Genomic DNA, 14,767 nt, shown 5'->3' with positions numbered 1-14,767 from the left:
ATTTACTCTTTCTTGGTACCGCTCCTGAACGCGGCCTCCGCCGGTTCGGGGACCTTGCGGTGAATCGGCGGCTTTCGCGCACCGACCACCGGTCCCCGAACCGGCGGAGCGGGCAACCCGGGGAAACGGGTACGGGTCAGTCGAACCAGCGGGCCTGCGCCAGCTCTTCGGTGCGGGTCGGGTCCTCCAGCAGCGCGGCCAGTTCGAACCGCCGCTCCCAGCGGCCGGCCGCCCAGGCGAGCCCGGCCGCGACGCCCTCCACGGTGGCGCCGTGCAGCACCCCGTCGACCCAGCGCCAGTCCACCTCGGTGCCGCCGGTGAGCAGCAGCTCCTCGTGCTCGACGTACGTGGCCGGGGCGCCCGGCAGCAGGTCGCGCACGGCCGCCAGCACGTCGTGCGGCTCGCCCTGCGAGACCACGTCCGCCTCGACCGTCTCGCTCAGCCGCCGCACCTGGAAGAGTTCGGCCAACTCGGCCGCCAGCCGCGGCGGTACGGGCAGCAACGGCAGCCCGTCGGCCAGCGGCAGCAGGTCGGGCGCGTCGGCGACCAGCGCGTCCCCGGCGTCGACCACCACGACCTCGCCGTCGCGCACCGCCCGCAACTCGTCCGGGAGGGTGACCTGTTCCGGATCGAGCTCCGCCAACGCCGCGTAGAGGCGGTGGAGTTGTGCCGGACCGACGGGCCGGTCGGGGTCGGCGAGCCGGGTGAGGAGTTCGGCGGCGCCACCGGGTTCGGTGAGCAGCGCGTCGACCGTGGTGCGCACGCCGAGGGCGCGCAGCACCTGCGCGTCGACGGAGCTGTCGGTCTCGGCCTCGTCGTAGAGCCCGGCCAGCAGCCGGTCGCCGCCGGCCGCGCGCAGCCCGACGGGGCGCCGCCCGCCGAGCACCGGGTGGTCCCGCAACCACCAGGCGGCGTACGGCCGTACGGACTCCGTGGTGCCGTCGGGGAGCAGAACCCGCACCTGCGCGGTCACCGCGTCGCGCAGCGGCGGCCGGGACAGCAGGGCGAGCGCCTGCGGCCAGGCGTCGTCGTCGACCAGGTCGAGGTCGCGGACGCCGATCACCTCGGTGGCGACCGGCGGCACGTCGGCCTCGGGAAGCTGGTCGAGGACGTCCTCGCACCACACGTCGACCGCGTCAAGCAGCCCGACGTCGTCGGGTTCGGCCCAGTCGGTGTCGCGCGGGTCGAGGTCGTCGGGGTCGAGGACCACGTCGGCGGCGCGGACCAGGGCGAACGTCGCGAGCACGCCCACGGCGGTGAGCGGCTGTTCGCCCCAGCGGAGGGCCAGGTCGGCGTCGACGGCGGCGAGTTCGCCCTCGCGCAGCACGGACTCCAGCGGGCTGCCGGGCAGCACCAGCTCGCCCGCGGGGGCGAGTTCGCCGTCCTCGTCGGGCAGGGCGAGCGCGGCCAGCCACGGCTCGTCGCCGGGCGCGAGCCCCGCGGCTGCCGCCAGGCCCAGCACCGCGTCCGCCAACTCCTCGGCGTCCAGGCTGCTTTCGTCGTCCCAGGCGGCGTGGTCGTCGTCGAGGGAGGCGGCCACCGCGGCCCGCACCTGGGGGCTGGTCAGGATCGCGCGGGGCGTCGCCGGGGCGGCGCCCAGCTTCTCCAGCAACGGGTGCGCGGCCTCGGCGTGGGCGACCCGCAGGCCGAGCCGCGCGAGGACGGCCGGATCGACCCCGTCGACGCCCGTACCGGCAGCGCGCCCGCTCCCGAAGTGCTCCAGGCCCTCGGTACTCTCGCCCGGGCCGGCCGGCTCGCCGAACCCGCCCAGCCCGTCGGCGGGTACGTCCGTCCCGCCGTACAGCTCGTCGGCCCGCGCCGGGTCCCGCCCCGCGTCCCCGTCCCCCGGCACCGGCAGCAGCACCTGCCGCGGGCCGACCACAGTACGGCCGTCGGCGAGCGGCACGGGAAGCCCGCTGAGCACGTCGGAGTCGGTGCCGGCGAGCGCGTCGTAGAGCCGCCACCACCAGCCGGCGGGGCGTTCGGCGCCCGCCAGCCGGTCCACCGCATCGCCCAGGGAGAGCCGTGCGACGCCCAACTGGCGCAGCGCGGGGCGCCGTTCGAGGCTCGCGGGCAGCAGCGTCGGCAGCACCTCGGCGAGCACCCGGACCGCCTCGGCGGTGGCACCCTCCACGATCTCGGCCTCCACCGGGCGCAGCGCCTGCCCGTCCCCCGCCAGCCGGCCGCCGTCGTCCCAGGCGTCCGGGTCCGGCGCGGGGCCGCCGGCCTCGTGCCCGGCCGGGTCGGGCTCCGCGGCGCGCGGCAGGAACGGCGTGCGCGGCAGCGCGTCGAGGACGCGGCGGCGCAGTTCGGCGTCGAGGGTGCTCTTGCCCAGCGGTCCGGGCACCAGGTCCACCACGCCGGCACCGCTCGGCCGCCATCCGGCCAGCAGCCGGACGTACGCCTCCGCGGCGCGGTCCAGCAGGAAGTCGGTGAGCGGGCCGGGCGCGGCGTGCCGGCGGGTCGGGTCGAGCGGGAAGGTGGCCAGCAGCAGTGCGGGCAGGCCGAGCGGTTCGTCGGTGGGGGTGGGCGCGTGCACGACGCCCGCGGTGCGCGGCGCGGCCGGGGCGCCCTCCGGATCCACCGGCACCGCCCAGGTCACCGACCAGACCGGGCGCAGCCGCTCCTCCACCGGGCGGTCGGCGAGCAGTTCGGGGGCGAGGGCGCCGCCGGCCGCGTCGACCCGCCAGCGGGTCGGGGCGTCGCGGGAGCTGTCCTCGATCAGCACGTCCCCGCCGTCGAGTTGACGCCGGGTCAGGGTGCGCACGCCTTCGGGGGTCTCGATGACCACTTCGGCCAGGCCGGCCAGCGCGAGCAGCAACGCGTCGTCCACCGCGGCGAGCAGACGGGTCGTCAGGTCCTCGGCGGAACCGTCGCGCAGCGGCAGCACCACCACGGTGTCGTACCCCTCGGGGGCGCTCCCCTCGGCGGGGAACGGCAGCCGCAGCAGCGGCACATGACCGTCACGGCGCCGCAACTCGTCGGCCAGGTCGGGCAGTTCCGCGGTCAGCGCGCGGGCCTCGCCGAGCGACCAGCGCACGCCGCCGGCGCGGCTGAGCACGGCGGGCTCGTCGGTCACCGCGAGGACGGCGGCGAAGCCGATGCCGAAGCGGCCGACGACCGCCTCGGCGGTGTCGTCGCGCTTCGCCGAGGCGCGCAGCGTCGACAGCGACTCCACGGCGGCAGGGTCGAGCGGGGCGCCGGTGTTCGCGGCGGCCAGGCAGGCGAAGGAGGAGCCGGTGCCGTCGGCGGCACCCGGGTCCGCGTCGTGCAGGGTCAGCCGGAGCCGGCCCGGCACCCCGGCGCGGGTCGCGGCGTCGGCGGCGTTCTGGGCGAGTTCCACGATCAGGCGGTCCCGATGGCCGCCGAGGGCCAGGTCCTCCTCGGCGTTGGCGTCCTCGCGGAACCGGGCGGCGGACGCGGACCACGCGGTCAGCACGGCCTGGCGCAGGGAACCGGTACGGAAGGGGTCCGGCCGGCCTTCCGGGGTCGTACGGATCACGCCTGGGCGGGTCACTGGGACCTTTCTTCCACGCTGCGGGTCCCGGCCGCTCCGGGCCCCTTCTGGCTGACCGTACCGCCAAACGGGCCTGCGGGGCGCCTCGTCCCCCCGCGCTGCCCGGTCCGCCCGTTTTCCGGCGACCGCCCCTTTTCCGGCGACCCCCCGACCGTGGACGGGACGCTCTCCCGGGTCCCCGCGACTCGCTCCGCGCCGGACCCGCGCCGCCTTACGGCGCGGGCCTTACGGCGAGGGACGCGCCTTAGGGCGCCTCCTGGTCGTCGTCGTGGAGGTCGTCGAGCACCATCGGCGCGGGCTCCGGAGTCTTCGGCATCACCGCGGCCTCGGAGTGGCCGCCGCAGCCGTAGGCGAGGGAGACGAGGTTGCCGTCGGCCGGGGAGTACTCGTTGGCGCAGATGCCGAAGGCCTGGCCGAGGGAGCCGCCGATCGGCACCAGGAAGCCGCAGCTGACGCAGTTGGCGGGCGCGGCCTGTGCCATCGGCGTCTTGGGGCCGAAGTTCTCCTCCCAGCGGTCCGCGGCCGTGTGCAGGCCGTACCGGGACAGCACCCGGGCCCGGCCGAGCCCGAGCTGGTCGGCGACCGCGCGGATCTCGGCGATGCTCGGGGCACCGGTGACCACCTCGCCCGCGGTCCCACCGGAACCGGTACCGCCCGCGGCGGGACCGGTGGCGGCCGCGCCGCCGCCCTCAGGTGCGGCCCCGGCGCGCTCGGCCTTCGCGTCCTCCGCGCCACCGGTGCCGCCCGGGACCTCGGCGACCTCCGTGACCTCGGCGACCTCCGCGGGCGCCGTCACCGCGCTCGCGCCCTCCCCGGTCCACCCGGGCTCCAGCCGCAGGTCGTCCGCCTCGGTGGGCAGCAGGTCGCCCGGGCCCATGTCGCCCGGCCGCAACCGCTCGCTCCAGGGCACCCACTCCGGGGCCAGCACGGAGTCCGGACCGGGCAGCAGCACCGTCTCGTCGATCGTCACCACCTTCGCCCGGGACGCCCGGGTGAGCGTGGTCGCCCACTGCCAGCCGCGGTAGGCGGCTTCGGTGCACGCGAAGAGATGGGTGACCACCCGGTCGCCCTCGGCGACGACACCAAGGTGCTCGCCCACCGACTCCGCGCCCACCGCCTCCCTCGTCACGGCCAGTGCGACATCGACCGCCTCGGCGCACAGGCGATCAGGGGTACGGCTTCGCATCGCAGGACTCACAGAAATCGTTTCTCTCTCTACGCCGTCTCACGTGTGCGCTCGTGGGCGGGCGGACCCGAAGGGCGGAGAACCTGGGCGGAGCGGACCGACGGACCGCTTCTACGCCTGAGTTCCCTGCTTCCCGGCCCTGCCCGAGCGTCATCGGGCGCACCTGTTGTCACCCATTCTGCGTGATCGCACGCTACCGGTGCGCACCATGCGCGCAAAGGAGGGGGTGCGACCTGAACCAATTGGGGCAGGATTGCGGACGTGGCACGAACCGTGACCGCGGGCTCAGGGCCCGCACGCAGGGCCGGGCGCGCCCTCACGAGCGGCGTGGGACGTTCGGCGGGGGCGGTGCGCCGTCGTATCCGCCGCTCGACACACGCCGGCGGCGCGGGCGAGTCGGGCCTGGCGAAACTCATCGAACTGCACGCGGTCAACTCCGCGGGCGACATGATGATCACGGTCGCGCTCGCCAGCACGGTGTTCTTCTCGGTCCCCAGCGGCGAGGCCCGTAACCGGGTGGCGCTGTACCTGCTGATCACGATGGCACCCTTCGCCCTGCTCGCGCCGGTGATCGGCCCGATCCTGGACCGCCTGCAGCACGGCCGCCGGGCCGCGATGGCGATGTCGATGGTGGCCCGCGCGGTGCTCGCCTGGACGATGGCCGGGGTCGTCTCGACCGCCGGGCTCGGCCTGTACCCGGCGGCGCTGGGCAGCCTGGTCGGTTCCAAGGCGTACGGCGTGGTCCGCAGTGCGGTGGTGCCGCGGCTGCTGCCGGACCGCACGACCCTGGTCAAGGCGAACTCGCGGGTCACCCTCTCGGGTCTGCTGGCCACCGCGGTGGCCGCGCCGATCGGCGCCGGCCTGCACCTGATCGGCCCGCAGTGGCCGCTGTATGGCGCCTTCGCGATCTTCATCTTCGGCGCGGTGCTGTGCATGGCCCTGCCGAGCAAGGTGGACTCCGCCCGCGGCGAGGGGAAGGCGCGGCTGACCGCCGACGAGGAGGCGCCGCCGGAGCCGTCGGGCATCCCGGGGCGCAAGCCGGGCCTGCTGGGCGTCGGCTCGTCGGTGCTGCACGCGTTGCAGGGCAACTGCGGGCTGCGCGCGCTGTCCGGCTTCCTGACCATGTTCCTGGCGTTCATGCTGCGCGAGCATCCGATCGGCGGGCTGTCGCCGGCGCTGTCGCTCGGGGTGGCGGGCGTCGCGGCCGGCGCGGGCAACGCGCTGGGCACCGCCCTGGGCGCCTGGTTGAAGGCCCGCGGGCCCGAGGTGATCATCGCGACGGCGCTGATCTGCGCGCTGTCCGTGGCGACCGTCGCGGCGGGCTGGTTCGGCCTGGTCACGGTGGCCGCGGTGACCGCCACCGCGGGAATCTCGCAGGCACTGGCGAAGCTGTCGCTGGACGCCCTCATCCAGCGCGACGTGCCGGAGGAGGTCCGCACCTCCGCCTTCGCCCGGTCCGAGACGGTGCTCCAGCTGTCGTGGGTGGTCGGCGGCGGCATCGGCATCGTCCTGCCGCTGAACGGCTCGCTCGGGATGGCGACGGCAGCCGGCCTGGTGCTGATCGCCTTCTTGGTCTCGGTGCGCGGGCTGCTCGGGGCCGCACGGCGCGGGTCGTCCACAAAGGCGCGCGTGGCCTGAGCCGCGCCGTCCGCGCGGCATCCCTGTCTCATCTGTGCGGCGTCTGTGCCGCATCCACCCCCATCTGCGCGGACACGGCGCACCCGGCCGCCGGGCGGAGGGGCCCGCCCGGTAGCCTCCTGCCATGAGCATTCGCCGCACCGCCACCGCCCTCGGTGCCATTTCCCTCGGGTTGATCTCCCTCACCGCCTGCAGCAAGCCCGCCAAAGAGGCGACGGTGACCGTGGGCAGCAAGTCCGTGATGGCGTCGGCGAGCAAGGCGTGCTACGCCAAGGGCGCGTTGCTGCCGCAGGAGGTGTTCGCCGCCTGCCTCCAGGCGAAGCCGAAGCACCACATCACCGTGCCGGTGGGCGACACCGTGCGGATCGGCGTGGACCCGGCGATCGCCGACAAGGGCTGGCTCATCGTGCAGAACACCTCGCTCGCCAACGACGAACTCCTCAAGGACAAGACGTACTTCACGGTGGACAGCGCGGAGTTGTTCCACGTGCAGGACCCGCAGACCGGCCAGAGCACCGTGGTGAAGAGCGTGACGTTGAACATCGTCGAGTCCGCCGACACCTCCGGCTCCAAGGTGTCCCGGGTGATCTCCTTCGAGCTCCGCCGCGACCACTGAGCACGCGCCGGGCCCGCGCCGGGACGCGGCCGAAGCCCGGGGGCCCGGCGGCCCGGGTGAGGCCCGCACCGGCGGGATCGTGAACGAAGAGGCGGTGGGACCATGAGCGGCACGACCTCGCCGGTCCGGCGCCTGCTTGTGGTGACCGCGGTGGCCGCCGAGCGCGAGGCGGCGGCCGCGGGCCTGGCCTCGGCCCTCGTACCCGGCGCGGTGACCACGGACTCCCTTGCGGACGGCGCCCCGGCGACCCCGTTCGAGGCCGCAGCCACCGCAACCGGCCCCACCCCCGCACCGCACCCCCTCGCACTGCACGCCACCGTGCTGGCCGGCGGCGTCGGCCCCGGCGCCGCTGCCGCCACCACCGCGGCCGCGCTGGCCCGCGCGGAGGCGGCCGGGCGGCCGTACGACCTGGTGGTCAGCGCGGGGATCGGCGGCGGCTTCGCCCCGGCCGTACCGGTCGGCTCGGTGGCCGTGGCGAGCGCGATCGTGGCGGCGGACCTGGGCGCGCAGACGCCCGACGGGTTCGTGCCCGTGGCCGAGTTGGGCTTCGGCACCTCGCGGCACCTGCCCCCGCAGCCCCTGGGCCGGACGGTGGCCGAGGTCCTCGCGGCGGCGTACGGGCCGGTGCTGACGGTGTCCACGGTGACCGGCAGCGCCGAGCGGGCCGCCGAGCTGGCGGACCGTCACCCCGGCGCCGTGGCCGAGGCGATGGAGGGCTTCGGCGTCGCGGAGGCGGCCGGAGCGGCGGGCCTGCCGGTGCTGGAGATCCGTACGGTGTCCAACGCCGTCGGCCCCCGCGACCGGGCGGCCTGGCGGATCGGCGAGGCGCTGGAGGCCCTCACGGCCGCGTTCGGGAAGTTGCCGGGGGCGATGGGAGTTGGGACAGAGCATGGGTGACGAGCAGAGCGCACAGGCAGCGACGCGGGCAACGGCACAAGGGCGGACCGGGGGCGGGCAGGAGCCGCTGCGGATCGCGTACTCCCCGTGCCCGAACGACACCTTCGTCTTCCACGCCTGGGCGCACGGCCTGGTCGACGGCGCGCCGGCCCTGGACGTGTCGTTCGCGGACATCGACCTCACCAACGGGATGGCCGAGCGCGGCGAGTTCGACGTGCTGAAGGTGTCGTACGCGGTGCTGCCGTGGGTGCTGGACGAGTACGCCCTGCTGCCCTGCGGCGGCGCGCTCGGCCGTGGCTGCGGGCCGCTGGTGCTGACCCGGGAGCCCGGCACCGAGCTGTCGGGGAAGACCGTCGCGGTGCCGAGCGAGCGGTCGACGGCGTACCTGCTGTTCCGGCTGTGGGCGGCGACGGAGGTGGCCGGCGGCGTCGGGAAGATCGTGGTGCTGCCCTTCCACGAGATCATGCCCGCGGTGCGGGACGGCCGGGTCGACGCCGGCCTGGTGATCCACGAGGCCCGCTTCACGTACCAGGACTACGGCCTGCACAAGCTCGCGGACATGGGCGAGCACTGGGAGGCCACCACCGGGCTGCCGATCCCGCTGGGCGCGATCATCGCCAAGCGGTCACTGGGCGAGCAGCGGCTCCGCGAGCTGGCCGACGCCGCCCGCGCGTCGGTGCGGCGGGCGTGGGACGAGCCGGAGCTGTCCCGGGAGTACGTCCTCGCGCACTCCCAGGAGATGGACCCGAAGGTGGCCGACCAGCACATCGCGCTGTACGTCAACGAGTTCACCGCCGACCTCGGCGAGGACGGCTACGCGGCGGTCCGCGGGCTGCTCACCCGTGCCGCGGACGAGGGCCTGGTACCGCCGCTGCCGGCCGGCGCGCTGGCATTCTGAAAACCCGCGGATTCGTGACAGGTGTGACGTGAATTACTCCGCGCGGCTTTACCGGAACCGGTCGTTCCGGTAAAGCCTCCCTAAAGGGGATGCAGCGGCCCGGCCGGTCAGACGTCGAGCTGGTCGGCGACCACGCGCAGCACCGAGGCGATCTTGTGGCCGTGCGCCTTGTCGGGGTAGCGGCCGCGCTGCAGCGAGCGCGCCACGTCCTCCAGCAGCGAGGTGAGGTCCTGCACGATCGGCAGCAGCTCGTCCGGCTTACGGCGCTGAGCAGCCGCGACGGACGGCGCCGGATCGAGCAGCGTCACCGAAAGCGCCTGGTCACCGCGCTGTCCCGCGACCACGCCGAACTCCACGCGCTGGCCGGGCTTGAGGGCGGCCACTCCTTCGGGCAGCACCGAGGAGTGCACGAAGACGTCGCCGCCGTCATCACGGGAGAGGAAGCCGAAGCCCTTCTCGCTGTTGAACCACTTGACCTTGCCGGTAGGCACGTCCGACCTCGTCCTCATTGCTCGGTGTCGCCCGAATTTTCTCGGAGCTGGTTGAAGTTACTCGAAATTACCCGAACCCGCCGGGAAGTGCTGGGAAATTGCCCGAAAGTGCCGCCGGCAACTCCCGGGCCAGGACTCAGGGGGCTGCCGAAGGTCCGTCGGCTGCGGGCCGGCTGACCGTCACTACGGGACAGGACGCGTGCCGACCCCGGCTCCGTTCCACTCCGTCCACCCCACGGACCTACCCTTGTCAGGTGAGCAAACAAACCCTGGGCCCCGGTGACCTGCTGGTCCGCACCGGTGCCATCACGTTCCTGGTGGGCACGGTCGGCACCGTCGTGACGATCGCGCCGCTCCTGCTGCACACCAAGCGGCTGCCCACCCCGGCGTATTTCGTGTCGATGCTGATGGGGCTCGGGTTGCTCCTGGCCCTGCTGGGGCTGCTGAGGACCGCGCTCGCCCAGCGTCAGGCCGCGGCCGCGAGCAACGCCGCCACCGCAGCGCTGCGGGAGCGGGCGATGGCGCGCGAGGCGGAAAGCGGTCAGGCCGCCGCGGAGCGGTAGTCCGCGAGCCAGGCCGGGAACTCCGTCAGGTCGGCCAGTATCACGTCGGCGCCCGCCGCCAGCAGTTCCGCGCCGTCGCACGGTCCGGTCAGCACCGCCACCGACAGCGCGCCCGCGGTACGCGCCCCGCGCACGTCGCCCACGTGGTCGCCGACGTAGACCGACGCGCCGTACTCGATCAGCGCCTCGGCCTTCTCCTCCGCCCACAGCCGGCCGCGCACCTCCGCGTCGATGCCGAGGTGGTCCAGGTGCAGTTGCGCGTTCGGGCCGTGCTTCGCCGTCACCACCACCGGGCGGCCGCCCGCCGCGCGCACCGCCTCGACCGCCGCGACCGCGCCGGGCATCGCGGTGGTCGGCAGGATCGCGTGGTCCACGTAGAGGGTGCGGTAGCGGTCGCCCATCTCCGCGATGACCTCCGCCGGGAACCAGTGCGCCAGTTCCTCGTCCAGCGGCGGGCCGAGCCGGGACACGACCAGCGCCGAGTCGACGAAGGTGCCCGTCTCCTCGGCCAGCCGGTCCCACACCGCCTTGATGCCGGGGCGGGAGTCGATCAGGGTCATGTCGAGGTCGAACCCGACGGTCAGCGGGGCGGCGAGGTCGTTGGTCACCCGGCCATTGTCTCCGACCGGGCAACCGGCCCCTCCGGCCGGGCCCGCGGCCGGCACCGGCTCACCGAACTGCGAGCGCCGGCTCACGCAGGGCTGCCGGTACCGGCGCACCCGGAGCCGAGGGCAGCGGGTCACGCAGAACCAACGCGGACTCCCTGCGAACTCAACGCGGACTCACGCGGAGCGGCGCGCCCGCCACACGAAGTACACGGCGGAGCCGATCGCGGCGATGCGGACCGCGGTGGGAAGCACGTCCTGGACGGCGTTGCCCATCTGCCCCTGCGCCACCGGCGTGCCCCAGCGCCCCGCGCCCCGCCCCCAGAACCAGACCAGGTAGCCGACGGCGGTGGCCCCGGGCACCCCGAACACCGCGATCTTGGCCTGCGTGCGGGTGAGCGCGCGGGAGAGGTAGCCGGCCAGCCAGCCCAGTCCGAGCGGGATCCAGGAACCGATCACCGCCCCGGCGACCAGGAGCGCCGCGGCGAGCAGCAGCATGGGGCTGCCCCACCGGCGGACCCGGGCCCGGGCGCCGCCGCCCGCACCGCCGCCGGGCCGCAGCAGACCGCGCAGCCCCTTCCGCCGCCGCGGTCCCTCCACGGCCGGCCCGCCCCCGTCAGCGGCCCCGCCCTCGCCCGCCCCGTCGCCGGCTTCCTCCGCCACCGCACCCGGCAGCCGCGGCAGTTCCTCCCCCGGCCCCTTGCCCGCCAATTCCTCGTCGTCGAAGGGGATGAAGATCCCGCCGGTCATCCCCGGCAGCCCCGCCACCTCGTCGCCGGACCGCAGCCGCGGCTCGCCGAGCCCGCCGCCCCACCACTCCGGCTCCCGCCCGTCCCGCGCCCGCGGCCGGGCCTGCGCGTCCTGCGCGCGCGCCTTCGGCACGCCCGCCCGCCGTTTCGCGTAAGGACCGTACGAACCGGGCGCGGGCTCCCCGGCCGGCGGCTCGTGGGCACCGGCGCCCGAGGTCGCGCCCGGGCCCGATCCTGCGCCGCCGCTGGAGCCCGCCGCCGCCTCGACCACCTCGTCGGGGCTGCCGAACCGGCCGAGGATGCGCTGCACCGACGCCGGGTTGTCCCCGTCGCCCCGGGCCTGCTCGATGTCCTTGCGCAACTGGTTCACCAGGCGCATCCGGTCCGCCGCGGGCAGCGCGGTCTGCGCCAGGTCGCCGACCCGGCTCAGGTAGTCGAAGACCAGCCGGTCGCTCTCCACGCCCACCGCCGGGCTCCTTCCGCCGTCAGCCCCACCGCCGCCCGCCACGACGACCGTACCCGTCCCCCTCATCTCGTGCGGCTAATGTGGGACGGATGGATACGGCAGAGCCGCGCACCCTTGCGGAGGACCTGCGCGCACGTGACGACGACGCGCTGGCCCGCCTCCTGCGCGCCCGGCCCGACCTGCTCACCCCGGTGCCCAACGACCTCACCCAGCTCGCCACCCGGGCCGCCACCCGCGCGTCCGTCCTGCGCGCCCTGGACCAGGTCGACGCGTTCACCCGCCAGGTCGCCGAGGCGCTCGCGGTGGCCACCGACCCGTGCACGTACGAGGCCCTGCACGTGCTGATGGCGGGCACGCAGGCGGCCGGCGGCGCCCCACCCCTCGGCGAGGCGCTGCCCGCCGACCGCGCCGCGGCCGTCACCGCCGCCCTGCCCGACGCGCTGGAGCGGCTGCGCGCCCGCGGTGTGGTGTGGGGTGGCGAGGACCGGCTGCGGCTGGTGCGCGCCGCCCGGGACGTGCTGGCCCCCTCTCCCGCCGTGGCGTCGGCGACCGGGCTCGGCCCGTCCGTTGGCGAGGCGACCGCGGGCATGTCGCCCGCCCGGTTGCAGGAGATCGTGGCCGACGCGGGCCTGCCCGCCACCCACGACCCGGTGAGCGCGACCCGCGCACTGGCCGAACTGTTCGCCGGATCAGGTGGGTTGGCACCGCTGCTCGGCACCGCGCCGGAGGGCGTGCGGACCGTACTCGACCGGCTGGTGTGGGGGCCGCCCTACGGCGAGGTGCGCGACGCGACCGTGCCGGTGCGGGCGAAGGCCGCGACGACGGCCGTGCAGTGGCTGCTCGCCCGCGGACTGCTGCTGCCCGCCGGCCCGCAGAACGTGGTGCTGCCCCGCGAGGCGGCCCTCGCCCTGCGCGGCGGCCGCGCGCACCGCTCCCCCGAACCGGCGCCCCCGCCGATCGCATCCGTGCCGCGCACCGCCCGCACCGTCGACCTCACCGCGGCCGGCCAGGCGCTCACCGCGGTCCGCACCGTCGCCGAGGTGCTCGCCGCCTGGGACACCGGCGGCCCGGCCGTGCTGCGGGCCGGCGGGGTCAGCGTGCGCGACCTCAAACGGACCGCGGCCGCCCTCGACCTGCCCGAGCCGCAGGCCGCCTTCTGGATCGAACTCGCCTACGCGGCGGGGCTGGTGGCGGCCGACGGCGAGGTCGACGAGGTGTACGCACCGACCCCGGCGGCCGACGGATGGGCCCAACTCCCCGCGGAGCAGCAGTGGTCGGCGCTCGTCGCCGCCTGGCTGACCGCCACCCGGACCTCCGGACTCGTCGGCAGCCGCGACCCCAAGGGCCGGGCGCTGTCCGCGCTCGGCCCGGACCTGGACCGGCCGCTCGCCCCCCAAGTGCGCCGTGCCGCCCTCGACTTGCTGGCCGAACTTCCTCCCGGCGCGGCCGCGGACCGCGACGCGCTGCTGGCCCGGTTGCGCTGGAACCGCCCGTTGCGGCCGGGCGCCGAGGCGCTGCGGACCGACCTGCTCGACTGGACGCTGCTGGACGCCGAGGTGCTCGGTGTGACCGGCCGCGGCGCGCTCGCCGCGCACGCCCGCCCGCTGCTGGCCGGCGACCCGACCGGCGCGGCCGGCCGGCTCGGCCCGCTGCTGCCCGAGCCGCTCGACCACGTGCTGCTCCAGGCCGACCTCACCGCCGTGGCCCCCGGCCCGCTGGTCGCCCCGCTCGCGGAGATGCTCGGCGTGCTCGCCGACATCGAGTCCAAGGGCGGCGCCACCGTCTACCGCTTCACCCCCGCGTCGGTACGGCGCGCGCTGGACGCCGGCCGCAGCGCCGCGGAGTTGCAGTCCTTCCTCACCGCCCACTCGCGAACGCCCGTGCCCCAGCCGCTGAGTTACCTCATCGACGACGTGGCCCGCCGGCACGGCACGCTGCGGGTCGGCGCGGCATCCGCCTACCTGCGCTGCGACGACGACAGCGTGCTGGCCGAACTCCTCGCCGACCGCCGGGCGAACGGCCTCGGCCTGCGCCGGCTGGCCCCGACCGTGCTGGCCGCGCAGGTCGACCCGACGGCCCTGCTGGAGCGGCTGCGCGCGATGGGGCTGGCCCCGGCCGCCGAATCGCCCGACGGGGACGTCCTGATCACCCGGCCCGACGCCCGCCGCACCCCACCGCGTACCCCGCCCCTGCCCGTCACCGACGGCCCGCCCGTCCCCGACGACGCGCTGCTCGGCCTCGCGGTCAAGGCGATCCGGGCCGGGGACCGCGCCGCCACCGTCAGCCGCAGCACCCCGGCCCCCCGCGACGACGGCGGCCTGCCCCGCAGCCCGGCCGCCGACACCCTCGCCACGATGCAGGCGGCCACCCTGACGGGCGAGTCCCTCTGGATCGGCTACGTCAACGCCGAGGGCGCCGCCAGCCAGCGCGTCATCGCCCCTCTCCGCGTCGAGGGCGGGTACGTCACCGCCTACGACCACACCGCGGACGAGACCCGCACGTTCGCCCTGCACCGCATCACCGGCGTCTCCACCCTCGCCGAGACCGACAACCCCTCCTGAGCCGCTTTCCCGGCGCCCGCCCCCGGTCACCGGTCAGGTCTCGGGCTTCCCGGGGGCCGGAGGAGGAGGCGTGCCGTAACCGAAGCGGTGGTACCAGTGGGTGCGGCGCGGGTGGAGCGCCCGGCCGAGGCGGCGGCCGAGGGCGAGGTAACCCAGCAGCGCGCCCGCGGTGTTGAGGATGACGTCGTCGATGTCGAAGGCGCGGCCCTCGACGATGGCGCCCTGCGTCGTCTCGACCACCAGCATCACCAGCGCGGTGACCACGACGACGCGCACCAGCCCCCGGGTCCGGGGGAAGAGGGTCGGCAGCAGGATGCCGAACGGGACGCCCAGCAGGATGTTGCCGCCGATCTGCTTGATGGTGTCGCGGGTGTCCGGCTGGTCGAGGTAGGCGCGGATCGAGGCGCCCGGGCGCAGATTGGTGTGCACGAGCGCGTCGGACCCCGGCTCCGGCACCAGCGTCACCTTGGCCAGCGCCACCGCGAAGGCCACCATCGCCACGACGAGCACGGCGAGCACGAGCCCCCGGGCCGCGAGAGCCGCGACGGAACGGCGCTGGAGCAGCGGTGCCGGAGGAGCG

General features: G+C 75.6%; 12 protein-coding genes. 6 read left to right on the top strand and 6 right to left on the bottom strand.

The features are described 5' to 3' along the window. Positions 1-136: 136 nt before the first annotated feature. The gene (locus C4U44_RS11560; RefSeq protein WP_235031987.1) at positions 137-3,517 is read right to left on the bottom strand and encodes a sacsin N-terminal ATP-binding-like domain-containing protein; all 3,381 of its coding nucleotides are present in this window, start codon (positions 3,515-3,517) and stop codon (positions 137-139) included. Between the two features lie 244 nt (positions 3,518-3,761). Then, positions 3,762-4,703 carry a DUF3027 domain-containing protein gene (locus C4U44_RS11555; RefSeq protein ID WP_103885608.1) on the bottom strand — a complete coding sequence of 314 codons (942 nt, stop codon included), beginning with the start codon at positions 4,701-4,703 and terminating at the stop codon, positions 3,762-3,764. 252 nt (positions 4,704-4,955) lie between these two features. On the opposite strand from C4U44_RS11555, the gene C4U44_RS11550 reads away from it, so the two are divergent. From C4U44_RS11550 to C4U44_RS11535, 4 genes are all read left to right on the top strand, one after another. Further along, positions 4,956-6,341, top strand: coding sequence for an MFS transporter (locus tag C4U44_RS11550; protein WP_407642828.1), 1,386 nt, complete (start codon positions 4,956-4,958; stop codon positions 6,339-6,341). A 124-nt stretch (positions 6,342-6,465) separates the two neighbouring features. Next, entirely contained in the window at positions 6,466-6,957 is a 492-nt protein-coding gene (locus C4U44_RS11545; protein WP_200823216.1) for a hypothetical protein, read from the top strand. 102 nt (positions 6,958-7,059) lie between these two features. Next, positions 7,060-7,854, top strand: coding sequence for a futalosine hydrolase (locus C4U44_RS11540; protein ID WP_103885607.1), 795 nt, complete (start codon positions 7,060-7,062; stop codon positions 7,852-7,854). After that, positions 7,847-8,752, top strand: a complete 906-nt coding sequence (locus C4U44_RS11535; protein ID WP_103885606.1) for a 1,4-dihydroxy-6-naphthoate synthase — start codon at positions 7,847-7,849, stop codon at positions 8,750-8,752. Before C4U44_RS11540 ends, C4U44_RS11535 begins: the two co-directional genes overlap by 8 nt. Positions 8,753-8,859: 107 nt before the next feature. On the opposite strand, the gene C4U44_RS43440 is transcribed toward C4U44_RS11535, so the two are convergent. Continuing rightward, the gene (locus tag C4U44_RS43440) at positions 8,860-9,243 is read right to left on the bottom strand and encodes a cold-shock protein (RefSeq protein WP_103885605.1); all 384 of its coding nucleotides are present in this window, start codon (positions 9,241-9,243) and stop codon (positions 8,860-8,862) included. Between the two features lie 254 nt (positions 9,244-9,497). On the opposite strand from C4U44_RS43440, the gene C4U44_RS11525 reads away from it, so the two are divergent. Continuing rightward, entirely contained in the window at positions 9,498-9,806 is a 309-nt protein-coding gene (locus C4U44_RS11525) for a hypothetical protein (protein WP_103885604.1), read from the top strand. On the opposite strand, the gene C4U44_RS11520 is transcribed toward C4U44_RS11525, so the two are convergent. Together C4U44_RS11520 and C4U44_RS11515 are read right to left on the bottom strand one after the other, a co-directional pair. Then, positions 9,785-10,414: an HAD family hydrolase gene (locus C4U44_RS11520; protein ID WP_265737318.1), complete on the bottom strand. Its 630-nt coding sequence runs from the start codon at positions 10,412-10,414 to the stop codon at positions 9,785-9,787. The two genes, C4U44_RS11525 and C4U44_RS11520, sit on opposite strands and share 22 nt — an antisense overlap. 174 nt (positions 10,415-10,588) lie before the next feature. After that, positions 10,589-11,626 carry a hypothetical protein gene (locus tag C4U44_RS11515; protein WP_103885603.1) on the bottom strand — a complete coding sequence of 346 codons (1,038 nt, stop codon included), beginning with the start codon at positions 11,624-11,626 and terminating at the stop codon, positions 10,589-10,591. Between the two features lie 89 nt (positions 11,627-11,715). On the opposite strand from C4U44_RS11515, the gene C4U44_RS11510 reads away from it, so the two are divergent. After that, positions 11,716-14,187, top strand: coding sequence for a helicase C-terminal domain-containing protein (locus C4U44_RS11510; protein WP_103885602.1), 2,472 nt, complete (start codon positions 11,716-11,718; stop codon positions 14,185-14,187). Between the two features lie 33 nt (positions 14,188-14,220). Here C4U44_RS11510 and C4U44_RS42400 read toward each other — a convergent pair whose 3' ends face one another. Continuing rightward, positions 14,221-14,706, bottom strand: coding sequence for a VanZ family protein (locus tag C4U44_RS42400; protein WP_407642822.1), 486 nt, complete (start codon positions 14,704-14,706; stop codon positions 14,221-14,223). Positions 14,707-14,767: the final 61 nt, after the last annotated feature.

The organism is Actinacidiphila yanglinensis, assembly GCF_900107965.1.
Classification (GTDB): Bacteria; Actinomycetota; Actinomycetes; order Streptomycetales; family Streptomycetaceae; genus Actinacidiphila; species Actinacidiphila yanglinensis.
This window is presented reverse-complemented; position numbering and strand designations above follow the sequence as displayed.

Bases quoted from the DNA above. Each gene is read 5' to 3' on its own strand.
- C4U44_RS11555 (WP_103885608.1), bottom strand. From the start codon at position 4,703: ATGCGAAGCCGTACCCCTGATCGCCTGTGCGCCGAGGCGGTCGATGTC.
- C4U44_RS11545 (WP_200823216.1), top strand. From the start codon at position 6,466: ATGAGCATTCGCCGCACCGCCACCGCCCTCGGTGCCATTTCCCTCGGG.
- C4U44_RS11540 (WP_103885607.1), top strand. From the start codon at position 7,060: ATGAGCGGCACGACCTCGCCGGTCCGGCGCCTGCTTGTGGTGACCGCG.
- C4U44_RS11535 (WP_103885606.1), top strand. From the start codon at position 7,847: ATGGGTGACGAGCAGAGCGCACAGGCAGCGACGCGGGCAACGGCACAA.
- C4U44_RS11510 (WP_103885602.1), top strand. From the start codon at position 11,716: ATGGATACGGCAGAGCCGCGCACCCTTGCGGAGGACCTGCGCGCACGT.